Origin of the sequence: Humisphaera borealis (assembly GCF_015169395.1) — a bacterium.
Lineage (GTDB): Bacteria > Planctomycetota > Phycisphaerae > Tepidisphaerales > Tepidisphaeraceae > Humisphaera > Humisphaera borealis.
Genome location: NZ_CP063458.1, coordinates 4,160,719 through 4,182,628, shown reverse-complemented (window position 1 = coordinate 4,182,628; position 21,910 = coordinate 4,160,719). Strand labels below are relative to the sequence as shown.

Sequence of the window (21,910 nt, the reverse complement as noted above, 5' to 3'; positions counted from 1 at the left end):
CGAACCGACGTTCGACACGCAGTTAAGCCACATCATGCAGTTCAGCCACTTCCTGGTGCGGGATGATGCGACGCTGCTATTCCACGCCGGGCAGCGGGGCGCGTTCGCCCCGCTGCTGCAGAGCCGAGCAGGCGCTCGGCGGTGCCAAGTCGCGAATCACGGTCAAGTTTGTGGTTCGCTCCTCGTCAAATTGTGATTGGCGGTACGGACTCCGTCACGGCCGTGCCCAGAACCGCAACTGCCGGCACCGCTCGACGAACTGGTCACAGTCGCCGGCCACCTTCAGCGACGTCATCCCTCCGTCCGGCTTTTCGGGGGCACCGGCTTTTTGCAGGAGTGGCATCGCGCCCGGCGTGTAGCCGATGAACTTCTTGTGCGCCAAGGCGTCGGCGACGAAGTCGCGGGCCGCCGGCTTCATGGCCAGTTGATCGGCGGCACCGCCTTCGGGGGCCAGGATCACAACCGCGTCGAATAGCACGGACGGGGCGCCCTCCAGCTTTTCGTCGGCGGGGTGCATCACGCCGTCGCTTGCTTTGAAGCCGCCTACTTCCGGCGCGATCAACTTCAGGGTCGCGCCTTCGGCCTTCAGGGCGCCGGCGAGCGCCTTCAGCAACGCGGCGTCTGCACCGTCCATGACCAGTACGCCGACCTTGCGGCCAGCGAAGGACTTCGGGCCGTTCGACAGGAGGCTAAGCGCAGGCGACGGCTTGAGATCCTGCCGGGTCGGCTTCGCCGCGGGCATGGGCTTGGGCATTTCGGCCAGCCGCAGCCCGGCGGCGACCTTGTCCGCCAAGGCCTGATCGATGTTCAACAGGTGCGACACCATCCGCACGCGGATGTCCACCCGCTGCACCTTGCTCAGCTCAAAAATCAGCGCGTCGGCGATGTGCGCCTGCTCGACCGGCGTCTGGCTGATGAAGAACTGCCGGGCCTGGCTGTAGTGATCGGCGAAGGTTTCCGGGCGGGCGCGCACCTTGGTGCCGTTGAGCGCCGCCGGGAAGGTTTGGAACCCTTTCTCAGGCGATTCGCGCGGTCCGGCCTGGTCGCCCCAGGTGTTGGGTTCGTAGTTCACCCGCCCTTTCGGATTGCGCATCGCCATGTGGCCGTCCTGCTGGAAGTTGATGACCGGGCACTTGGGCGCGTTGATCGGGATGTGGGTGAAGTTGGGCCCGCCGAGCCGTTTGAGCTGGGTGTCGAGGTACGAGAAGTTCCGCCCCTGCAGGAGCGGGTCGTCGCTGAAGTCGATGCCGGGCACTACGTTCTGCGTGCAAAACGCGACCTGCTCGGTCTCGGCGAAGAAGTTGTCGACCGTGCGGTCGAGCACCATCCGGCCAACCACCTTCACTGGCAGTTGCTCTTCGGGAATGAGCTTGGTCGGGTCCAGGATGTCGAAGTCAAACTTCTCGGCGAATGCTTCATCGAATAGCTGTACGCCCAGTTCCCACTCCGGCCGCTCGCCGGCCTGGATGGCGTCCCACAGGTCGCGGCGGTGGAAGTCGGGATCGGCGCCGTTGATCTTGACCGCCTCGTTCCAAACGACCGACTGAAGGCCGAGCTTCGGCTTCCAGTGGAACTTGACGAACGTGCTCTTGCCGCCGGCATCGACCAGGCGGAAGGTGTGAACGCCGAACCCCTCGATGAACCGCAGCGACCGCGGAATACCTCGGTCGGACATGACCCACATGATCATGTGCATGGATTCGGGCGTCAGCGTCAGGAAATCCCACGCGTTGTCGTGCGCGGTCGCCGCCTGTGGGAAGCCGCGGTCCGGCTCCTGCTTGAAGGCGTGGACCATGTCGGGGAACTTGATGGGGTCCTGGATGAAGAACACGGGCATGTTGTTGCCGACCAAGTCCCAGTTGCCCTCTTTGGTGTAGAACTTGGTGGCAAACCCGCGGACGTCGCGGGGCAGATCGGCCGAGCCCTTGTTGCCGGCGACGGTCGAGAAGCGCACGAAGACGGGCGTCTTTTCGCCCTTGCCGAACACGGCCGCGCGGCTGACGCTGGCCAGGGCGCCGTTGCTCTCGAAGTAGCCATGCACGCCGAACCCGCGGGCATGGACGACCCGCTCGGGGATGCGCTCGTGGTCGAAATGGAACATCTTTTCACGGAAGTGGAAGTCTTCCATCAGCGCAGGTCCGCGCGGGCCGGCCCGAAGCGTGTTCTGGTCGTCGGCGACCGGCACCCCCTGCTGGGTGGTGAGCACGGACGGGCCGCCTGCCGTCTGGTGCGTTTCTCCGCCGGCCCCGGTGGTGGTGGCAACGGGATCGGTTTTGGGGTCGCCGGAAGGCGTGGGCACGTTGGCAGGATCTGTCGGTGGGGCACCTGCTGCCGCGGGCGCTCCGGTTGCCGCAGGGGCAACGGCGTTTGCGGCAATCAGGCCGGCACCGACGGTGCTGGCAGATGCTAAAAACTGGCGACGCGTCGAGTCGGATGGGGGTTGCTTTGGCATGCTCGTTTCCTTGGTTGAGTGGAGCACGGTACAGCTCGCGCTCGGAACTGGCAGCCCTGATTCTCCTGGAGTTTTTCCGCGTTTTTCGGGCTTCAATCGACCTCGAGCACAGGGTTGCGGTAACATGCCGTCGGTTGCTCGATCCGGCTTTGGAGGTCACCCGTTATGGCCGCACAAATTGATGAGATCGCCCCCGACGTCTTTCGCATCTGCCTGTATGAGCCGGCGTTTGACATGCAGTTCAGCCACTTCCTGGTGCGAGATGACGCGCCGCTGCTGTTCCACACCGGGTACCGGGGCGCGTTCGCGCCACTGCGGGAAGCCGTCGCGACACTGATTGACCCGGCGGCGCTGCGGTACATTGGTTGGAGCCACTTCGAGGCCGACGAGTGTGGGTCGCTCAATGACTGGCTGCGCATCGCGCCGAATGCCGAGCCGGTGTGCAACTTTGTGGGCAAGGTCGTCAACGTGGACGATTTTTCGATCCGCCCGGCGCGAGCGCTGGGGGCGGACGATGTGCTCAACACCGGGCGTCGGCGGTTCCGGTACATCTCGTCGCCGCACCTGCCGCACGGGTGGGACGCGGGGGTGATGTTCGAGGAGACCGACCGCACGCTGTTTTGTTCAGACCTGTTCCATCATTTCGGCCAGCGCCCCGCCGTCACCGACGCGGACGTGATCGGCAATGTCCGCGACGCGATGAAGATGATGCAGTCGGGGCCGATGGCCGGTTACATGCCCTACACGAGCCAGACCGAGCCGCTGCTGAGGCGGATGGCCGAGTTGAAGCCGAAAACTCTGGCGATCATGCACGGCTCCAGCTACGTCGGCGACGGCAGCAAAGCGCTGTGCGACCTGGCGGGGCTGGTGCGGGAAGCGTTTGATGGGAAATGAGGGGAAACGCGGAATGCTAAATGCGGAATGCGGAATTGGAGATGCGATTCAGCACTCCGCATTCCGAATTCCGCGTTTCCGCCCCGCTTGACGTCCGGGCGATGCCCACCACAATCGACATCTGCCGCGGCTTGAAATGGACTTGCGCCGCGGAGACCTGAGCCGCCATGCCCAATATTCCGTTATCCAAGCCCGACATTACCCAGCTCGAAATCGACGCCGTCCTGGACGTCCTGCATTCGGACACGCTCTCCATCGGGCCGAAGGTGGAGGAGTTCGAGGCACGGTGCGCAAAGATCAGCAGCCGCCGGCACGCGATCGCCGTCTCCAGCGGGACGGCCGGTTTGCACTGCGTGATGGTGGCCGGCGGCATCGGGCCGGAGCATGAGGTCATCACCACTCCGTTCAGCTTTGTCGCCAGCGCCAACAGCATCTTGTTCGTCGATGCCAAGCCGGTGTTTGTCGATATCGACCCCAAGACGCTGAACATGGACGTCGACAAGGTGGCGGCGGCAATCACGCCGAAAACCAAGGCGATCGTCGCGGTGGAATGCTTCGGCCACCCCGGCGGGATGGTGGAGCTCGAGCAACTCGCGCAAAAGCACGAACTTGCCCTGATCGAAGACGCCTGCGAAGGCTTCGGCGGGCATGTCGATACCCCCCGCGGCGACCGCGCGATCGGGTCGTTCGGGCGGGCCAGCGTGTTCGGCTTCTACCCCAACAAGCAGATCACCACCGGCGAAGGCGGCATGATCGTCACCGACGACGACAAAATCGCTGCGATGTGCCGGTCCCTCCGCAACCAGGGCCGCGACGGCATGAGTTGGCTCGCCCATCAACGCCTGGGCTATAACTACCGGCTTGACGAGCTCTCGGCGGCGATGGGTGTCGTGCAGTGTCAGCGGCTGGAAGAACTGCTCGAAAACCGCCGGCGGGTGGCGCAGCTGTACTTCGACCGGCTGATGACCAACCGGTACCTGATCCTGCCGACGGTCATGGACGACCTGCACATGAGCTGGTTCGTCTTCGTCGTGAGGCTGAACGACCTGTTCGAGCCGGGCGAGCGCGACGAGGTCATCCGCCTGCTGCGGGCGGAAGGCATCGGCTGCAACAACTACTTCCCGCCCATCCATTTGCAGCCGTACATGGTGGAGAAGTACGGCTACAAGGCCGGTGATTTCCCGATCTGCGAGTATGTGTCTTCCCGCACCCTCGCATTGCCGTTCTTCACAAAGATGACGGAGAAGCAGGTGCTCGCGGTATGCGCGACGCTGGACCGCGTGCTGGAGAAGGTGTTGATGGCGCGGAAGGGAAGGTTCTAGGCTGGGGTGGAAGAAGAAGACACCACGGAGCGGCTGTGTGCTTTTTCAAGTGAACGCTCCAGAAAAGTTATGACGCGAACTTCGAGTCCCAATGGGTCTTGTTCTTCACCATCTCGTTCAGGATGACCAGCAGCTTACGCATGCAGGCGGTCATCGCGACTTGGTAATGCTTGCCACGCCCGACAAGACCATCGAAGAAACGCCGGAACTTGTCGCAGCGTTGCCGGGCATTGAACGTCGCCATGTACAGGCAGTTTCGAACGTGATCCCGCCCCCCGCGGATATGCCGCTGGCCGCGTTGCGTGCCCGAGTCGCAGTTGAGCGGCGCCAAGCCGACGAGCTTGGCGATCTCCTGGCGGTTGAGTTTACCCAGCTCCGGCAGGCTGGAGACCAGCTGGTTAGCCGTTTCGGGCCCGATGCCGGGCACCGAGTCGATGATCTTCGACGTATTGTGCCAGTCGTCGTCGCCTTCGATCAGCTTGGCGATCGCGCGGTCCAGATCCTCGATCTGCTGGTTGACCAGCCGCAGCAGCTTCGTGGACTGGGTGGCCGCCAGCGTGGGCAGTTGTCCCTGGCCGCGGTTGCGTTCGGCGACCCGGACCTGCACCAGGCCGCGACGCCGGGAGACCAGGTCGGCCAGAACCGTCTGTTTCTCCGGCGTTTTGGCGGTAATCCGCGGGTTGAGCGCCCGTCCGAACGAGGCGATGACCTGGGCGTCGATCGCGTCGGTCTTCTCGAGCCTGCCGTCGGCGACGGCGAAGGCGCGGACGTTCTTGGGGTTGACGACCGAGACGTTGACGCCGGCCTGAAGCAACGCGGCGGCCGCGGCGCGGTGGTACCGGCCGGTGGACTCCAGGACAACCAGGCGAACCTTGTGCTGACGCAGCGTGGCGACGAGGCGTGCGACCCCCTCGTCGTTGTTGCTGACTCGCAGCCGCTGGGCGACGACATCAATGAAGACGTCGAGCTGATCCTTGGCGACGTCGATGCCGGCGACCGGCAACGAGACATCGGACACCGCGGCGGACGGAACGGCGTTGCTGTTGGCTTCGTGCTGCATGGTGGCTTCCCTGCCTTGCGAATGCGAACTCCGTCGCCGGGGCGACGGGTTCAGTCGGCTGTTCGGGTTAGTCGCACGCGACGAACGACGATCAGGCTCCGTGACGACGTCCATGACGGCGTCTGGGCACGAACGATCTGTCGTCCGCCGCCGCTTCGCGGGCTTCTCGCTACGCTTCGAAGCCCGCGAAGCGGCATGCGGCATTGAACCATCAGGCGGAACGGAATCCAACATACAAGGCACGGAGACACGGAGGGCAACTGGTTAAGTGCGAGCTCTGGTCTGGAGGAATGATGTCTGTCTCTCGGGTCTAAAGCCGGCGCTCAAGTTGCCCAAGGTGCTTCCTTTCGTTTGCCATAGCGGTCCAAAAGAGACGCCCTTCAGTGCAAGGACCCGCGTTGGACCCAAGTGACAGCAAGAATGTCCGTCCGCACAGAAGAAGGCCCGCACTCCACCAGTTGCCCTCCGTGTCTCCGTGCCTCCGTGGTGATCTCCCTCCTACCGCCTCCTCAAGCCCCGCACAAATCCGCCAGATTCCAATTGCATTTCCTTAACCCCGGGTTATAAAAACAGTAGGTGGCGGGTTTCGTCGATAGGCCTCAGGAAAGCTCGAGTGTTCGCTCATTCCTCCGTCCAGTTCGCACACGGGGTGCCTCCCGAAGCTGCATTTGCAGCCTTCTGCACTTCTCCCCGCATCGGTTGCAGGTCAACCTCTTTCGATCGGTCCGGAAAGAACCATTCCTTTTTCAGGGCCGGAGTCTAGCCATTTCCAGGAGATCAAATGGCTAAGAAGTTGTATGTCGGGAACCTGAGCTACCAAGTCGATAGCTCGGAGCTCGAAGCGATGTTTGCCGCGCATGGTCAGGTCCTTTCCGCTCAGGTCATTAATGACCGTGAGTCGGGCCGAAGCAAAGGCTTCGGTTTCGTCGAGATGGCCGATGACAACGAGGCCGAAGCCGCGATTGCCGCCCTCAACGGGCAGCAGCACAACGGCCGAGCCCTCACTGTCAATATCGCCCGCCCGAAGGAAGAAGGCGGCGGTGGTCGCGGCGGGTTCGGTGGCGGTGGTGGTGGCCGAGGCGGCTACGGTGGCGGCGGCGGCGGCGGTGGTCGCGGCGGCTACGGTGGTGGTGGCGGTGGTGGTGGCTACGGCGGCGGTGGCGGTGGCGGTGGCCGCGGCGGCTTCGGTGGCCGCGGCGGTGGTGGTGGCGGCGGCCGCGATCGCGGCGACCGGTACTAATACCCCGTCGACGAATCTCTCAACTCAACGTCCATCACAAGCACGGGCTGCGGCGAACCATTTTCGCCGCGGCCCCGTTCGTTTCTAAAGGGAGGGAAAGACCGGTCGTAACATCCCCGCATCCACCAACATGACACGCCTTCGCTTGGCGATACCTTCTTCGGCGGGCAGTGCCCGCCCTACTTACCGGGATCGGACATCGCGATTTCATTCCTACGGCTTCTCATTAGCACCGGGCAGTACCCCATACTCCTCGGGAAATTTGGGCTGTCCGGGCACTGGCGGGAATTGTTGTCGCCCCTCCCTCTCAAAAGTCATGCGACGCTGCGCCAGCACATGTTCCAACTCCTTCCATCGCGCGAGATACGGCGGACGTTGGAAAAACCCTCCACCATCGTCCACCATGGGAATGCCTGTTGGTGTGACGTCGTTCAGGACCGACCTCTCCGGGTGTTTCGACAACTCTTTGAGCAGGGAAGAAAAGCCTTCGTCGCTCACACCCAATTCGACTCCGTTTAGGACGTACATGGGTGGAGTTCGATGTCCATGGGCATTGAGGTAGGTAATCAGCAGCGTGCTCTCGTACTCGCGTTTTGCTGCGAAACTCCCCGATATCGGTGGCCTACTGGACGCCCCTTGCTGAACGCAACCCCCCGACCAGAAGACGGAGGCGAGGGCTGCCGAAATGTAGATCGTCGCAAGTCGCATAGCCGTATCACGCGTCGGGCATCTTAGCCTTTGTGGCCGATTGCTCTCGCAAATTGAAACCTTCGCCTCTGGTCGCATGCCTGCCGAGCCACTATTATCCCTGCGGACCTGCGAACGAGCATCACCATGGATACGCAAACCCTCCCCGACAACGTCCTGACCACCCAGCTCAAGAAGGTCGTCAACTGGGCACGCCGAAGCTCGCTTTGGCCCATGCCCTTTGCGACGGCTTGTTGCGGCATCGAGCTGATGGCGACCGCCTCCAGCCGCTACGACCTGGCCCGGTTCGGTGCCGAAGCCATGCGCTTCAGCCCCCGCCAGAGCGACCTCATGATCGTCGCCGGCCGGGTGACCGTGAAGATGATGCCCGTCCTTCAGCACATCTACCAGCAGATGACCGAGCCCAAGTGGGTTATCAGCATGGGTGCCTGTGCCAGCACCGGCGGCGTGTTCGATACCTACTCCACCGTCCAGGGCATCGATCAGTTCATGCCGGTGGACGTTTACGTGCCCGGCTGTCCGCCTCGCCCGGAGACGCTGATTGAAGGCATAATGGCGATTCAGAGGATCATCGACGAAGACGGCCTGCCCAAGGGCCCGCGTCGGCCCCTGCAACTGGCAGTCGAGCCCAGCTACGTCCCCACGCCGCAGCCTGCGGGAATCCCGATCACCATCGGTGGCCGGCCGCTTTCGGTGTAGGACTGCGGCGCGTCGTTGAGGCCGCGAAGTACCCCAGAATCGAACGACGGTGGACTGCGGTAAGCAGTCCACCGTCGTTTAAATTCGGCCTTTGCAATCGCGTGTCGGCTGCAGCCCAAGGAGACTTGAGGCCGTTTTGGTCCTACCCGAGGCGCATCATCAGCCCGCCTCGGCGACGAGCGATCAACACGGCACCCAGCAACATTGCCGCGGCGACCGACGCAGGCTCCGGAATGACGGTGATGAGCCCCTGCATACCGCTGCCGTGAGGTTGGCAATAGTAGGAGAAGGTACCAGGATTGTTGAACGTAAATGAGAAGACATCGTTCAACAGCATCGCACCGGAGTTCCAAATCCCGCTGGGGACCAGTGTTCCCGGGCCGGTCTGACTGGTCGTGGTGTGCTCGATCGAATCAAGGTTGGTCCATCGAACCGTGGTGCCAGGCTCAATAACCACCGACGCCGAGGTGAAACGAAAGTTCTGGATGGTCACATCCACGATACCGGACTGACCTGCGCCCATCTGCAAGGCGCTGGGGGCCTGAACGGAGAATTTCGAGCAGTGGCACTGCAGCGTTGACGAGCCACAGGGCCCATTCGGCGTGTGGGGTATCGAGCAGGGTTCGGCGTCAGGTGCCAGACACAGGACGGCCATGATCGCTAGGATTCGGTGCAGGGATGTCATCATCTCTCCCGACGTACGAAGATTGTTGCGCCACAGAGGCGCGTCAGCAATAACAAACCGATGCCGGCCGCCCAGGTGAACCAGGTCGGCCGGCATCGGGTGACAACAGTACTGATGTGGTTCAGCGACGGCGCCGGCGACGAAGGGTGGCCATGCCGATCATGCCACCGACGAAGCAAAGCGTGCCGGGCTCGGGAACGGCCATGATCAGAAGCTGGCCACCTTCAACCTGGGCGGTTGTTCCTGCTCCATAGTGGGCTTGATCGTCAAACAGGTACCAGCGTTCGTCGCTAAGCCCGTTCCTGAGCAGGCTGTCCGACATGATGTCGGTGACATCGATGACGCCCGAAAACTCTTCGTCGTTGGAGAATGGTGCCGTGGCACCGGTGCCGATGTCGCCGAAACGCGCGGTATCGTGTTTGGCAAGGATCTCGACGTTACCAGTGGTGGGGTTGTAGCGGGCAATCTTGCCGTTGTGGGCGTTGCCGCCGACGTCTTCGACGATGATGACGTTGCCGTCCTTGTCCACGCCGATGTTGTCCATCATGTTCAACCCGCCGTTGGCGAGCGATTCGCTTCCGTCCAGCAGAAGCTTGATCTGGCCGCCCGAGGTCGGGTTGGTGATGTCGGTGAAGTCGAGCGCCCAGAGCCTGCTGCGGCCAATCTGGCTGCCGGTGCCATCTTTGACCTGGTCATAGCGGTCGGTCGTGACGAAATAGAAGCGATTGGCGTTCTTGGTGTCCCACGCGCCGTCTTCGGGGCGGAGGAACTCGGTGATCGCATTGGCAGCGCTGTCGGCCTGAATCTGCGCGCCGGTCAGGCCGGAGACATCGCCGGTTGTGTTCTTGATCTGCAAGCTGAACGCGGTCGATCCACCCTTGCCGATGCCGAATGGCGTTGCGTTGCGGGCAGCGTTCGCGGCCGTGTCTTCCAGCGGGGCGCTGGGGATCTTGATCCCGTAGAGTGCGCCATTGGTCAGACCCGCCTTATCGACCTCGGTGCCCGTACCGGTCTTGTTGCCCACGTAGACGTAAACCTGACCGGGCGTGGAGTCGTCAGTGCCGATGACGACGGTCTTGTTCTGCTGGAAAGGGCTGGCGACGGCATTCTCCCAGGAGAATTTTCCGAGTCGCGGAAGCTCATAGCTGCTACCGGCGTTGGCACCGGACGCAATGTGGGCAAAAACGCGGCCTTCGGCGCCGGTCTCTTCGCCGCTGAGGAACAGGCGGGCGGGCGTACCCACCGCGCCGTTGGAGAACGCGGTGACCGGAGCCAGATCCGCCGAGCAGAGTCGGCCGATGCCAGCGCCCGACGCCAAGGGGTTCGACGTATTGAAGGTGGTGTAGCCGGTTCCGTTCCAAAGATTCAGGTTCTGGATCAGGTCCTTGGCCCCGACGACGGCAAGGGTGTCCTTGTTGATGATCCATCGCGACACGAATGAGCCATTCGTACCGTGGTCGCGAACCACGCCGGACGTGGCCCCGATTTCGTGATTCATAAGGACCGTGAACGTCCGGTCGCCGTTGTCGAACGCGCCCAGGCCGTCGGGGACCCCGACCATGCCGTAGGTGCCGCCGCCGATCTTGTTGAAGGTGTCGTCGGCGCTAGAGACGTTATCGACCGTCGCGATCGAATAGGTTCTGACATTCGGAGCTACCGGGACCGCATAAGGGGTAGAGCCGGTGCTGGGCCCCTTGTTCTGCCCCAGCGCGGTGCCGGCGGACAGTGAGAGGCCAATACCCACCGCGGCCGCAGCAGCGAGACGCTGAATCCGAATCGACATTTCTCTTCTCCCTTTGAACGTGAATCGCAGTGCAAAAACGCTTGCCGAACCTTTTCAACCGATGCCACGATGGGACCACGAGGGACCGACGTGCGGTTTTTTGACCTCCGGCATTATCAGGGCCGATGTTCGAGCAGTTTTGTGCTTTGGCCTCTAATACGAGAGCATTGCGATATGGAATCGATAGCAGAGAACGAGCGCGAGATTAAGGGGCGAGCCTTACGTTCCCACGTGTTGACCATTCACCACGGCAACATTTACCGTCTGGGCCGGCTATCACTGGGATGATCCCAGCGCGCGCTACCTTCCTCCTGCTGTTCTTCTTGACCCTCGCTTCCTCGGCGCTTCCCGCCGCCGACGCCAAACCCAACATTCTTCTTATCGTCGCCGACGATCTGGGCTGGGCCGACGTGGGCTACCACGGCGGGAAGTTCCGCACGCCGGTCATCGACGGACTCGTCAAGACCGGCGTGGAACTCGATCGGCACTACGTCCAGCCGGTCTGCACGCCGACCCGTACCGCACTGCTCAGCGGTCGTTGGACGAGCCGGTTCGGGCCGCACGCGTTGCAGCCGTCGAACCTCCGGGTATTCCCGCGCGGCACGATGACATTGGCCTCGGCGTTGAAGGAGGCCGGTTACAGCACGCACCTGTCCGGCAAATGGCACCTGGGCTCGCGGGAGGAATGGGGCCCCAATCACTACGGGTTCGACCAGAGCTACGGCAGCTTCTCGGGCGCGGTCGATCCCTGGACCCACGGTTACCGCAAAGGGGAGTACGAAAAGACCTGGCATCGCAACGGGCAGCGGATCGACGAAGAAGGCAACGCGACCGAGCTCGTTACCGCCCAGGCCGTGAAATGGATCGAATCGGCCAAGGGACCCTGGCTGGTGTACGTGCCCTTCCAGGCGGTGCACATCCCGGTTGATACGCCGCCGGAGTATAAGAAGCTCTATGAAGGTGCCCGGTTCAGCGACGACCCGAAGAAGAACGAATCGCTCCAGCGTTTCGGCGCGTTCGTGACGCAGATGGACACCAAGGTCGGCGATCTCGTCGCCGCGCTGGAGCGCACCGGCCAGCGCAAGAACACGCTCATCGTGTTTACCAGCGACAACGGCGGACTTCATTCCGGCGGAAATGCGTACGTGAGCCAGGTCCCGCCGACACCAGCGCTTAGCAGCAACCTGCCCCTGCGCGGGCAAAAGGCACAGTTGTACGACGGCGGCATCCGCGTCTGCGCGTTTGCCAACTGGCCGGGAACGCTCCAGCCGCGCAAGGTGTCGGCGTTCATGCATGCGGCCGACTGGATGCCGACGCTGACGAAACTCGCCGGCTGGCAGCCGAAGGAAACGCCTAAGTTCGATGGCCGCGACGTCTGGCCGGTGATCAGCGGCAAGACCGACACGCTCGACCCCCGGCCAATCTACATCCCCCTAGGCGGCGGGCAGGTGGTGCTGCACGATGGATGGAAGCTGATCGCCCGCGGTGCCAAATCTGAGCTGTTCCACGTCGCGGTGGACATCGCCGAGGAAAAGGACCTGGCCGAAACCGAGCCGGACAGAGTCAAGGCGATGCGGTCGATGCTGGACGACCTGCGCAAAGACGACCTCACCAAGTTGCCGGACGATCTGAAGGGAATCAAAGGTTAATGTAGGGTCCGCCTTGGCGGACCCTACGGAAGTCAGTGCACGTCGCCGTTCTTTCTCCAGTACCGGCCGACCGGGCAAGTCCGTACAGTAGTGCTTCGTCGCACGATGCCTCTCCAACTCCTCGAACAACTCGAACGCCATGCCCGCGAGCGTCCGGACACCGTCGCGTGGTCGGTCGCGAATGCAGAACGGCTGTCCTATACCTGGTCGGAACTTCACGCGGGAACAAGTCTCCTGGCCGAGCGGTTGGTTCGCGATGCCTCGCCCGGCGATGTGCTGCTGATCTGCTGTTCGAACCGGCCTGAGTTCGTGGTCGCGTTTCTGGCGGGACTGGCGGCGGGGCTGCGGGTCTTTCCGGTGTCGCCGGGTTTGACGCCCGCCGAGCTTGCCGCCGCTGCGACACAGTCGGCGGCGCGGCTTGCGGTGGCGACGCCCGAGGCACAGGCGGCGCTTCGCGGGCTGCGCATCGGAATGATTCCGGTGGACGAGCTGTCGGCGCCGCGGGGTAACGGGGTGCCGGTGAGCGCAAACGCAGCCATAACTGCCATCACGCCGTCAACGCGGGGACCTGCGGTCCGCCCGGTAAACGAAGGCGGCCTGCTTCTGCAAAGCTCGGGGACGACCGGGCTGCCGAAGATTGTGTTTCGGAACGCGGCGTCTCTCGATGCCGTCGCCGCCGCGATGGCCGCCGCGATCGACTTTCGGCCCGGCGACCGCGTGCTTTCCTGTGTGCCGCTGTGCCATTCGTACGGCATCGAACACGGACTGCTCGCTCCCCTGTGGGCGGGTTCATCGGTACGGCTCTGCCAAGGGTTCGACCTGCCGACCGTGATGGCCGAGCTTGACGCCGGTGCGACGATTTTTCCCGGCGTGCCCTTCATCTACGAAACGCTCGCCCGCCAGGCCGCCGGCAAGCGATATCCGCATCTGCGCGCCGCCTACTCGGCCGGCGGCCCGCTGCCCGACGCCGTCCGTGACGCCTGCCGCGAATCACTCGGCCTGGTCGTCACGCAACTCTACGGCGCGACGGAGATCGGCTCGGTCACCTACAGTGATCCGCGCAAGGAAGGCTTCAACCCCGGCAGTGTCGGGCGGGCGATGGCGGGCGTGGTAGTCCGCATTTTGCCGGTCGATGCCACGACCGCCGACAACAGCCTGCCGCCAATGGCCGAAGGCCAGGTCGCGGTAAAAGCCGGATCGATGTTCGCCGGCTATCTCGACGGTTCGTCTGCTCCGCTGCTCGACGGGTACTTCGTCACCGGCGACCTGGGACACTTGGACGCGGTCGGCAATCTCACGCTCACCGGCCGGCTGAAGCTGCTGATCGATGTCGCCGGCCTGAAGGTCAACCCGCTGGAGGTGGAAGCGGTGCTGGCCGAGCATCCGGCGGTGGCGGCGTCGGTCGTTGTCTCGCTGCCGGTGACGCAGACCGTCAGCCGGCTCAAGGCGATCGTCGTGCGCCGTCCCGGCAGCAACGCCGGCGGCGAAGAGATTCGCCAGTTCCTCCGCGGCCGGCTAGCGGCGTACAAAGTGCCTCGTGTCGTCGAGTTTCGCGAAGCGCTGCCGCGCTCCGCGGCGGGCAAAGTGCTGCGGCAGCAGGTGGAGGAGTCATGAAATCCAGGCACGAAGGCACGGAGGCACGGAGGCACGGAGACGCAGGAAATGGGGAGCCACAGAGACACAGAGGCACAGAGGGCCGTTGGAAGCAGCCGAACCCGCTTGCGGATCGGCACACTCTGTTTTTCAGATTGGAGATTGGCTCGACACGTCGATCGACTCTCTATGCCTCTGTGCCTCTGTGGCTTTGCCTTTTCGGACTGACAATCTGCATGAGCGGCTGCCGTCCGGCTCCGCCGCCGGAGAATCTGCCGACGTACGACTGGGTTGACGAGGCCACGGCGATCAAAGTCCTCGCCGAGCGGTCGAAGGCGGTTCATACCACGTCGGCCGAGGTGGGCGTAACGCTCACCAAACCCGACGGGCAGAGCGTGCAGTTCGACGGCGCGATGGCCACCCGCCCGCCCGATGCCCTGCGACTGCAGACGTTCAAGTTCGGGCGGACGGTATTCGACCTGACGCTCAACCCGCAGGGCATGTTCGTCAAGACGATGGACGACCCGGCCCGCAAGGACAAGATCATCCCCGCAAGCCAGAGCGCCGCCCGCTTCGCCCGCGAGTGGGCCACCTTCACCGGCGGATTGTTCGAAGAGCAGGGCCTGGCGGTGCAGACGTCGGCGAGCCAGTTGATCGTCCGACGAACGCTGGCCGACGGACGAACGGTGGTCTGCCAGGTGGACCGCCCGACACTGACCCCCCGCCGCTACGGATTACTCGACGCCGCCGGGGTCGAACGCTTCTCGCTCGATGTCAGTGGCTACCGGACGTTTAACGGCATCCTGCATCCCACCCGCCTGCTCGCCAGGAGCGAACAGGGAACCATCGACATCGAGCTCCGCGATCTGGAGATCAACGGCGACCAGCCGGAGCGGGCGTTCGTCCCGCCGGCGGACGCGGAACTGCTGAAGTAGCCGCCTCGCGCCTATCGCAGCACGGCGGCCATGTCCTGCGGGGAGAGGTAGCCTTCGGTGATGAGCTTGCGATCGCCGTTGGCCGACAGCACTTCCACCCTTGGTATGCCCTGCACGCCATAGGCGGCAGCGACCGACTTCTGTTCATCGACATCGATCATGACCGGGATGTACCGGGCCTTGATGACGTCGGCGACCGCCGAATCCATCCAGGTGCTCGACTTCATCTTCTGGCACGGCGGGCACCAGCTCGCGGTGAAATAGAGCAGCACGGGCTTGCCGCTGCGGGCACCCTCCTCGCGGGCGGCGAGCAGGTCGGTCTGCCAGGGGACCGCACCATGGCCGTCGCCGCCGCCCGAACGGCTCCGGGAGATCACGACGATGGTCGCCAGTCCCACCACCACGAACAGGATGAACCAGACGGGTTTTGAGGCTTCGTTCATTGGCAGGATTGTAGGAACGATCTGCCTCAGGCGCGGCTGTGCCCGTGCGCATCACCCGATTCACCATTGCCACTGGCGAGGCGATCGCCGTTGGTGGTCGGCTTGATCTTGCCGAAGCGGTGCTCGGTGCCGGCCCGCAGCCGGGAGATATTCGTCCGGTGTCGCAGGACAATCATCGCGGCCATCAGCAGCGAGAACAGGAGCAGCGGCAGCTGTTCCCCAAACGGATGCCAGTCGCCGGCGATCGCGAAGCCAAGATAGACCAGGGGAAAGGCGATCGCCGCGGCGATGGACGCGAGGCTGACGATCTTCGTGCGGCCGAATAGCGCTCCCCAGATCGCCAGCGCCGTTGCCGCCGGTAGCGTGAAGTACGGAAACAACCCCAGCACCACGCCCGCGCTGGTCGCGACACCCTTGCCACCTTTGAACTTGAGAAACACGCTGAACATGTGCCCGAGGATGGCCGTGAAGCCGACGGCGAGCCAGAGCAGGTAGGTGAGGGAATCGTTCGCGACAAACCCCAGGACGCCCCCCGCCGCAACCATCGGCCCCAGCCCCTTGAGCATGTCCAGGACGAACACCAGCGCAAAGTACTTCGCCCCCAGCAACCGACCGACGTTGGTCGCGCCAATGTTGCCGCTGCCGGCGGTGCGCACGTCAATGCCGCGCATCTTCCCCACGATCAACCCGAACGGCACCGACCCTACCAGGTAAGCAACGGGAATGAGATACAGGAGTGTTTGCTGCGGCGGAGTCATTGAATCGCCCTTGTATCCGATCACCCGGCACATCGGAAAGTGGGGGTCTGTGCCTTGATGAGAATCAAAGCGCCCTCTCCGACAGGATGCCGGAGAGGGCGTTCGCCAGATCATGGATTGCGTCGATGACGCGCTCGCTTACCCGCGAGCCGGAAGCGCGACCGACTTCACCTTCAAAATGCCCGGCCGGGCCTTGAGGCTTTCGAGCAGCTTCGCGTCCGGCGAGCTGTCGGTCTTGATCACCTGGAACGCCGTCGCCTTGCCGGCCTTGTCGTACTCGCGGCTGATAACCATGTCGGCGATGTTGACCTTGGCGTCGCCGAAGCTCGTCCCGACGATGCCGATCATGCCCGGCATGTCGTCGTTCTGGATGACGACCATGTTCCCCTCGGGAATCATGTCCATCGCGTAGTTATCAATGCGCAGCACGCGCGGCAGGCCGTCGGCGTACACCGTGCCGAGAACACGGTGCGATTCGCCATTCGGCCCGTCGGCCCGAACACCGACAATATCGCCTACCAGCCCGGCCGGCGGTGCTTCTTCGTGGATCGCCACCAGATCGATGCCCCGGCTGCGGGCCAGATGCTCGACATTGATCACATTCACCGCGCCTTCGCCCAGGTGCGGCTTCAGCAGTTCGACCGCCGCCAGGCGAAGCAGCGTGTTCATGTGCTTCGGTGCCTTGGTGCCGCTGACGCGAAGGGTGATCGTCTTGTAGCCGCCGTCCATCAGCCCGGCGAGCAACGCGCCGACCCGGCTCGCGAGCTTGGTGAACGGAAGCTCGTCAGGGGGCAGATCGAGCTTGATGCCGCCGGCGTTCACCGCGCCGCGGATCTCGCCGCTGTTCAGGTAAGCGATGATCGCCTTGCACGCCTCGACACTCACTGCCGTCTGGGCTTCGTCCGTCTGGGCACCCAGGTGCGGCGTAAGCACGCAGTTGGGGGCCTTCAGCAGCGGGTGATCGGCGGGCGTCGGTTCCTTGATGAACACGTCGATCGCCGCGCCGGCCACCTTCTTCTCGGCCAGCGCCTCGGCGAGCGCGAACTCGTCCACCACTTCGCCGCGGGCGTCGTTGACGATCAGCAGGTTCGGCTTGCACTTGTTAAAGAGCCGATCCCGGCTCAGCAGGTGCTTGGTGCCCTCGCCGCCCGGAACGTGAAAGGTGATGACATCGATCTGAGCCAGGAACTGGTCAAAATCGCGCACCATCTTCACTTTGCCGTCCATCAGGCTCTCGGCCTGCACGAACGGGTCGAAGCCGATGACGGTCATTTCCATCGCGATCGCACGGCTGGCGACGGTCTGGCCGATGCGGCCCATGCCGACCACGCCGAGCGTCTTACCGGCCAGCTGCGTGCCCTGGTACTTGGCCTTGGACCACTTCTCCGGGCCGCTCTTCACGTGCGCGTCGGCAGCGGGAATCTTGCGGGCCAGCGACATCATCAGCGCCAGTGCGTGCTCGGCCGTCGAGAGCGTGCTCGCGGCGGCGGTGTTCAGCACCAGGATGCCCTTGGCGGTTGCCGTCGGCAGGTGAATGTTGTCCACACCCACGCCGGCACGGGCGATCACCTTCAGCTTGCCCGGGTTCTCCATCACCTTGGCGGTGACCTTCGCACCGGAACGCACGATCATCGCGTCGTAGTTCGGGGTCTCGGCGGCGAGTTGATCTTCCTTCAGACCGATCTTCACATCGAACGAGATTCCGGACTCCTTGAGCAGTTCCAGACCTTCCTTGGCGAGTTCGTCGGCGACCAGAATCTTGAGCCCAGCACCTTGCGGCATGGCGGTTGTCCCTTCGGATCAAAAAAATTGAGCGACTATTTCAGCTTCGCGGGCCGGACAGGCAAACCGGCTTGGGCTGCACGCCATTCCCGCGGGAAAGCGAGCGATCCTAAGGAGACGCCGGGGTTGAGGCAAGGCGGCTCGGCCCTTCCGATCGCCCGCGGATATCATCCGAATACATCGCCCCGTCGAAACCGCCCGGCGTCTGAATACCGACCCAGTTTCTCGCACCGAGCGCCGCTCCGGCGTCATTCGCCGACCCAAAGCCAACACGCACGCGATCGCCCCACCGCTTCTGGACGCCAAAAACGAGGTTTTGGAGATCCTCAATGGCTTTGTTTTGGGAAATTCGATGTTTCTGCGCCATGGGCCCCTCCAACGCCGGTGTTGAGGCGACCCTCCAGCCCGCCGTCCGTGACACGGCTTTCCAAGCCGTGCGAGGTGCGTCACACGTCGAAGACCGCTCATCCTCTATCACCGACTTCTGCCGAACGAACCCAGCGCAACCCGGCCGAACGAACCCGAGAGCCTCTTACCGAACGACCCCGTCAGTGACACGGGCTTCCAGCCCGTGCGAGGTGCATAATTCGTAAGGTAGCCGTTCATTTCGCATCTTCAGCTCTTCGCAATCACTAAATGGTCGGTAATGATGACGTTGGAAGCCGTCGTTCGGAGCGCCGATCGACCACGACGTTGCACGCACGCACCTGGAAGCCCGTGTCACTGATTCAGCCGTAAGGGTCCCTGACATGGCGCCCTCCTGCCGAACGAACCCGAGATCCCGCCGGTAAACCCGGGGCTCCGCGAGTACGCTGCGCCGTCGGCTTGTTAGCCGAACGAACCCAAGACGACAGCGCCGAACGAACCCAAGTGATCGATCAGCCTGCGCACCCCGTCTCACCGTCTTTTACGCTCTCCACGTCTCCGACCCACCAAAACCAGACCCTCCGGCGCGATCAACACCAATCGCCCGGCTCTCATTATTCTCCGCGGAGTCGACGCCCACGCCAACGGATCACACCCGCCAGCGCCGCGCACGGAGATCACCCGCCGACGGGGCGGCAGAAACCCGGACCGGCGCCGGCACGTTTGTACGGTATATGTTATATCCTGCGCGGAAAGTTGCAACCCGATTTTTGCCCGCCGTCCGTTTCCGGCCCGTAGACCGAAAAATGAGACGCAGAACAGGCCAAGAACGGCTCACGACCCAGGGATTCTCCGCCCTCGCCGCCTTCGCCGGGCGGCCTCGTCGGCAGAAAGGCGCCGTAGTCGGCGTCCTTGTGGAAGATCGCCTGCCGTCCGTTGCCTCGATTGAGAACATGGTAGAATCCCCCGGCGGCGATGGAGCGGGCGGTACGTGGCACGGGCGAAAGAGTAGCCAATCGGCGGTGCAGGACCAGCCGTCGCCGCTGCCGCTGATCGGGCGACGGCATGTGCACGGGGCCGAGTTGATCGAGCAACGCCAGCTTCGCGAGCTTCAGGGCGTCGTCGCGATCGGTCTTGCGTTTGACGCGTCGCCACTGCCAGGCTTCGCCGTTGGCATGTGTGACGATCACTCGAACGCCCAGGCCCTGACACAGATCGTGGACCCAGCCTGCCAGGTCGCAGGTCTCGAAGACCACCAGTGCGTCGGCAGGCGACGGCGGCAGCTGTTTGACGATCAGCTCGTGCAGCGAGACTGGAGAGGTCTGGACCGTCTCGAACGCCGACTCACGCGTGGCAGCGTCCATCACGCAGCAGACGGTCTTGAACTTGCCCAGATCCAGCGCGATGATCTTTGAGAGACTCATGCAATCCTCCTGTGGTAAGGAACTCTTGTGGTGAGAGGTGTCGCCGATCGTCACAGATCAGCGGCGGGATTGCATGGGTTCTCTGCAATGGACCGGCCCCGCGTTAAAGCTTTCGGTAAAATCAAAACCGACCGGCGCGGTGCCGGCCATTGAACGTTGGTCCGTTATGTGGCGAAGACAATGCCTCGTTTGGGCGTTCGCTATAGCCTCCTTGTGTTCGGGGTGCGCGACGTACGTGAATGTGCCTTCCGTTCGCGGGCGGGTCGTAGACAACGCCTCGGCCTCCGTTGCCGGCGCGACGGTCTCCCTTCGCGATTGGAGCGGCGAAGACGTCGCTGTCACAGTCACGCGAAACGACGGCACATTCCGCGTAAGCGAGCGGAGCAAGCTGGTCGAGGTGGCCGCTGTCGGCCTGCTGATGTGGGTTCCCGATCCCCGTTTCACCGTCGTCGTCACATCGGGTGGCAAAGCGGTGCCCACGACTCAGGTCAGCGGAGGGCTACGTTTCGACGGAAAAGGGCCGCCACGGTCCGGAATAGACGTTGGTGTGCTTAAGCTACCTTGAAAGGGGACGTCAATCGCCGCATAACCCGCCGACTATGAATCCCGCTCTCGATCAACAGTAAATTTTGAGCGCGCGTTCCCGTCGCCGCACAGCGGCGGCTCTTCATTCATTCCTTCGTCTCCGGTTCCGTTTTCGCTGCCGTCCGCGTCCGCGTGCGCTTCACACGACTATTCGCTGGTCATCCGAACCTCAGGGTCCGGAGCCGCATTCACCCAGACGAGGCCTGCGCCGCATTCGCTGGATCGCACGTCGACAACCCGTGCACCTGGTTAGTCGCGGTCTGCAGGCTCGTTCGCACGAGGGTGCGCTTCTGGCAAAGCTTCGGCGGAACCTTCAACATCTCGTGGCGTTCATCTCTTGTTCGGTCTTCTCTCGTTGCTGTCGTCGTACCCGATCGTTCAACTTGTCAGTGTTTTTCCAATCGGCGTCAGGCCAGTGCCAACATCGGTGGCAGTGGTAACGCCGCCATCGGCGGACCGCTTGTCGGCGTCTGGAACGGCCGGTTGTGCTTCATCATCGACCAGAGCATCGTCAGCAGCTTCCGCGCCAGCGCCACCATCGCGATCTTCCGCCTCGCCCGGCTGCCGCGCGAGATCTTCGCCACCCACGCCTGTGCCCAGGCGTTGTGTCGCCACACCACCCACGCCGCCTCCACCAGCATGCTCCGTAAGAGCGCCGGCCCTCGCCCGGTGATGTGTCCGAAGCGGCTCATTTGACCGCTTTCGATCTGTTTGGGAACGAGCCCCGCGTAGCCGGCGACGTGGTCCGCCGACTTGAAACGGTGCGGGTCGTCCAGGTGCAGCACGACCACCTCGGCGACTCGCGGCCCGACGCCCTTCACTGTCTGCAGCAACTGGATCCGCGCATCATGCTTTCCCAGTTCGTCGAGCTTGGCGTCGAGGACTTTGAGTTGAGCGTCGGCCGCCTGCATCAGCGACAGCTCGACCTCCAGCCGTCCACGCCAGAGATCCGCCAGGTCGCATTCGGCGAGCGGCCGCGCGTGCTCACGCAATTGGGCGAGCCCGGCAATCGTCCACTGCTTGCCGCCCTTGGCCAGCGAAAGACCTTGCTGGTTGAAGATCGCACGGATCGCGTTGCGGCTCTGCGTCCGCCGGCTGACGACCGATCGGCGGTGCAGGACCAGCCGTCGCCGCTGCCGCTGGTCGGGCGACGGCATGTGCACGGGGCCGAGTTGATCGAGCAACGCCAGCTTCGCGAGCTTCAGGGCGTCATCGCGATCGGTCTTGCGCTTGACGCGTCGCCACTGCCAGGCTTCGCCGTTGGCGTGGGTGACGATCACTTTGACGCCCAGCCCCTGACACAGATCGTGCACCCAGCCTGCCAGGTCGCAGGTCTCGAAGACCACGAGCGCGTCGGCAGGTGACGGCGGCAGCTGTTTGACGATCAACTCGTGCAGCGAGGTGGGAGAGGTCTGAACCGTCTCGAACGCCGACTCCCGCGTCGCCGCATCCATCACGCAGCAGACGGTCTTGAACTTGCCCAGGTCCAGCGCGATGATCTTTGCGAGGCTCATGCAATCCTCCTGTGGTAA

19 protein-coding genes are annotated in these 21,910 nt (G+C 63.5%); 8 read left to right on the top strand and 11 right to left on the bottom strand.

Annotation, left to right across the window (positions count from 1 at the left end):
• Window positions 1–214 precede the first annotated feature (214 nt).
• On the bottom strand, window positions 215–2,452 hold the full coding sequence (locus tag IPV69_RS15560; RefSeq protein WP_206290607.1) for a catalase: 2,238 nt from the start codon (window positions 2,450–2,452) through the stop codon (window positions 215–217).
• 165 nt (window positions 2,453–2,617) lie between these two features.
• Here IPV69_RS15560 and IPV69_RS15555 point away from each other — a divergent pair, with 165 nt between their 5' ends.
• The gene (locus IPV69_RS15555; protein WP_206290606.1) at window positions 2,618–3,346 is read left to right on the top strand and encodes an oxygen-binding di-iron domain-containing protein; all 729 of its coding nucleotides are present in this window, start codon (window positions 2,618–2,620) and stop codon (window positions 3,344–3,346) included.
• 167 nt (window positions 3,347–3,513) lie between these two features.
• Window positions 3,514–4,668: a DegT/DnrJ/EryC1/StrS family aminotransferase gene (locus IPV69_RS15550; protein ID WP_206290605.1), complete on the top strand. Its 1,155-nt coding sequence runs from the start codon at window positions 3,514–3,516 to the stop codon at window positions 4,666–4,668.
• Window positions 4,669–4,735: 67 nt separating this feature from the next.
• On the opposite strand, the gene IPV69_RS15545 is transcribed toward IPV69_RS15550, so the two are convergent.
• Window positions 4,736–5,728, bottom strand: coding sequence for an IS110 family RNA-guided transposase (locus tag IPV69_RS15545; RefSeq protein WP_206290195.1), 993 nt, complete (start codon window positions 5,726–5,728; stop codon window positions 4,736–4,738).
• 781 nt (window positions 5,729–6,509) lie between these two features.
• Between IPV69_RS15545 and IPV69_RS27590 the strand changes: the two genes are divergently transcribed.
• The gene (locus IPV69_RS27590) at window positions 6,510–6,968 is read left to right on the top strand and encodes an RNA recognition motif domain-containing protein (RefSeq protein WP_261361972.1); all 459 of its coding nucleotides are present in this window, start codon (window positions 6,510–6,512) and stop codon (window positions 6,966–6,968) included.
• A gap of 213 nt (window positions 6,969–7,181) precedes the next feature.
• Here the strand turns inward: IPV69_RS27590 and IPV69_RS15530 are convergent, their stop codons facing one another.
• A complete protein-coding gene (locus IPV69_RS15530) occupies window positions 7,182–7,496 on the bottom strand; it encodes a hypothetical protein (protein WP_206290604.1) in 315 nt (104 codons plus the stop codon).
• 306 nt (window positions 7,497–7,802) lie between these two features.
• On the opposite strand from IPV69_RS15530, the gene IPV69_RS15525 reads away from it, so the two are divergent.
• Window positions 7,803–8,375, top strand: a complete 573-nt coding sequence (locus IPV69_RS15525) for an NADH-quinone oxidoreductase subunit B (protein WP_206290603.1) — start codon at window positions 7,803–7,805, stop codon at window positions 8,373–8,375.
• A gap of 142 nt (window positions 8,376–8,517) precedes the next feature.
• On the opposite strand, the gene IPV69_RS15520 is transcribed toward IPV69_RS15525, so the two are convergent.
• Both IPV69_RS15520 and IPV69_RS15515 read right to left on the bottom strand, forming a co-directional pair.
• Entirely contained in the window at window positions 8,518–9,156 is a 639-nt protein-coding gene (locus IPV69_RS15520) for a cupredoxin domain-containing protein (RefSeq protein ID WP_206290602.1), read from the bottom strand.
• A gap of 25 nt (window positions 9,157–9,181) precedes the next feature.
• Entirely contained in the window at window positions 9,182–10,843 is a 1,662-nt protein-coding gene (locus tag IPV69_RS15515; RefSeq protein ID WP_206290601.1) for an alkaline phosphatase PhoX, read from the bottom strand.
• 323 nt (window positions 10,844–11,166) lie between these two features.
• On the opposite strand from IPV69_RS15515, the gene IPV69_RS15510 reads away from it, so the two are divergent.
• From IPV69_RS15510 to IPV69_RS15500, 3 genes are all read left to right on the top strand, one after another.
• Complete coding sequence (locus IPV69_RS15510; RefSeq protein ID WP_206290600.1) at window positions 11,167–12,492, top strand: sulfatase-like hydrolase/transferase; 1,326 nt, start codon at window positions 11,167–11,169, stop codon at window positions 12,490–12,492.
• A 105-nt stretch (window positions 12,493–12,597) separates the two neighbouring features.
• Window positions 12,598–14,106: a class I adenylate-forming enzyme family protein gene (locus IPV69_RS15505; RefSeq protein ID WP_206290599.1), complete on the top strand. Its 1,509-nt coding sequence runs from the start codon at window positions 12,598–12,600 to the stop codon at window positions 14,104–14,106.
• 215 nt (window positions 14,107–14,321) lie between these two features.
• On the top strand, window positions 14,322–15,020 hold the full coding sequence (locus IPV69_RS15500; protein ID WP_206290598.1) for a hypothetical protein: 699 nt from the start codon (window positions 14,322–14,324) through the stop codon (window positions 15,018–15,020).
• A gap of 11 nt (window positions 15,021–15,031) precedes the next feature.
• Here the strand turns inward: IPV69_RS15500 and IPV69_RS15495 are convergent, their stop codons facing one another.
• From IPV69_RS15495 to IPV69_RS15475, 5 genes are all read right to left on the bottom strand, one after another.
• Complete coding sequence (locus IPV69_RS15495) at window positions 15,032–15,463, bottom strand: thioredoxin family protein (protein WP_206290597.1); 432 nt, start codon at window positions 15,461–15,463, stop codon at window positions 15,032–15,034.
• Window positions 15,464–15,489: 26 nt separating this feature from the next.
• On the bottom strand, window positions 15,490–16,221 hold the full coding sequence (plsY, locus tag IPV69_RS15490; protein ID WP_206290596.1) for a glycerol-3-phosphate 1-O-acyltransferase PlsY: 732 nt from the start codon (window positions 16,219–16,221) through the stop codon (window positions 15,490–15,492).
• 138 nt (window positions 16,222–16,359) lie between these two features.
• Window positions 16,360–18,003, bottom strand: coding sequence for a phosphoglycerate dehydrogenase (serA, locus tag IPV69_RS15485; protein WP_206290595.1), 1,644 nt, complete (start codon window positions 18,001–18,003; stop codon window positions 16,360–16,362).
• A gap of 109 nt (window positions 18,004–18,112) precedes the next feature.
• Window positions 18,113–18,370 carry a hypothetical protein gene (locus tag IPV69_RS15480; protein ID WP_206290594.1) on the bottom strand — a complete coding sequence of 86 codons (258 nt, stop codon included), beginning with the start codon at window positions 18,368–18,370 and terminating at the stop codon, window positions 18,113–18,115.
• Between the two features lie 736 nt (window positions 18,371–19,106).
• The gene (locus IPV69_RS15475) at window positions 19,107–19,793 is read right to left on the bottom strand and encodes an IS110 family transposase (RefSeq protein ID WP_206290593.1); all 687 of its coding nucleotides are present in this window, start codon (window positions 19,791–19,793) and stop codon (window positions 19,107–19,109) included.
• Window positions 19,794–20,028: 235 nt separating this feature from the next.
• On the opposite strand from IPV69_RS15475, the gene IPV69_RS15470 reads away from it, so the two are divergent.
• Complete coding sequence (locus IPV69_RS15470; protein WP_206290592.1) at window positions 20,029–20,358, top strand: carboxypeptidase-like regulatory domain-containing protein; 330 nt, start codon at window positions 20,029–20,031, stop codon at window positions 20,356–20,358.
• Window positions 20,359–20,785: 427 nt separating this feature from the next.
• Here IPV69_RS15470 and IPV69_RS15465 read toward each other — a convergent pair whose 3' ends face one another.
• The gene (locus IPV69_RS15465; protein ID WP_206290591.1) at window positions 20,786–21,892 is read right to left on the bottom strand and encodes an IS110 family RNA-guided transposase; all 1,107 of its coding nucleotides are present in this window, start codon (window positions 21,890–21,892) and stop codon (window positions 20,786–20,788) included.
• Between the last annotated feature and the right edge of the window lie 18 nt (window positions 21,893–21,910).

Bases quoted from the DNA above. Each gene is read 5' to 3' on its own strand.
- IPV69_RS15480 (WP_206290594.1), bottom strand. From the start codon at position 18,370: ATGGCGCAGAAACATCGAATTTCCCAAAACAAAGCCATTGAGGATCTC.
- IPV69_RS15525 (WP_206290603.1), top strand. From the start codon at position 7,803: ATGGATACGCAAACCCTCCCCGACAACGTCCTGACCACCCAGCTCAAG.
- IPV69_RS15555 (WP_206290606.1), top strand. From the start codon at position 2,618: ATGGCCGCACAAATTGATGAGATCGCCCCCGACGTCTTTCGCATCTGC.
- IPV69_RS15505 (WP_206290599.1), top strand. From the start codon at position 12,598: ATGCCTCTCCAACTCCTCGAACAACTCGAACGCCATGCCCGCGAGCGT.
- serA (WP_206290595.1), bottom strand. From the start codon at position 18,003: ATGCCGCAAGGTGCTGGGCTCAAGATTCTGGTCGCCGACGAACTCGCC.
- IPV69_RS15515 (WP_206290601.1), bottom strand. From the start codon at position 10,843: ATGTCGATTCGGATTCAGCGTCTCGCTGCTGCGGCCGCGGTGGGTATT.
- IPV69_RS27590 (WP_261361972.1), top strand. From the start codon at position 6,510: ATGGCTAAGAAGTTGTATGTCGGGAACCTGAGCTACCAAGTCGATAGC.
- plsY (WP_206290596.1), bottom strand. From the start codon at position 16,221: ATGACTCCGCCGCAGCAAACACTCCTGTATCTCATTCCCGTTGCTTAC.
- IPV69_RS15520 (WP_206290602.1), bottom strand. From the start codon at position 9,156: ATGCCGGCCGACCTGGTTCACCTGGGCGGCCGGCATCGGTTTGTTATT.
- IPV69_RS15550 (WP_206290605.1), top strand. From the start codon at position 3,514: ATGCCCAATATTCCGTTATCCAAGCCCGACATTACCCAGCTCGAAATC.
- IPV69_RS15500 (WP_206290598.1), top strand. From the start codon at position 14,322: ATGAGCGGCTGCCGTCCGGCTCCGCCGCCGGAGAATCTGCCGACGTAC.
- IPV69_RS15465 (WP_206290591.1), bottom strand. From the start codon at position 21,892: ATGAGCCTCGCAAAGATCATCGCGCTGGACCTGGGCAAGTTCAAGACC.
- IPV69_RS15560 (WP_206290607.1), bottom strand. From the start codon at position 2,452: ATGCCAAAGCAACCCCCATCCGACTCGACGCGTCGCCAGTTTTTAGCA.
- IPV69_RS15475 (WP_206290593.1), bottom strand. From the start codon at position 19,793: ATGAGTCTCTCAAAGATCATCGCGCTGGATCTGGGCAAGTTCAAGACC.
- IPV69_RS15545 (WP_206290195.1), bottom strand. From the start codon at position 5,728: ATGCAGCACGAAGCCAACAGCAACGCCGTTCCGTCCGCCGCGGTGTCC.
- IPV69_RS15495 (WP_206290597.1), bottom strand. From the start codon at position 15,463: ATGAACGAAGCCTCAAAACCCGTCTGGTTCATCCTGTTCGTGGTGGTG.
- IPV69_RS15530 (WP_206290604.1), bottom strand. From the start codon at position 7,496: ATGTACGTCCTAAACGGAGTCGAATTGGGTGTGAGCGACGAAGGCTTT.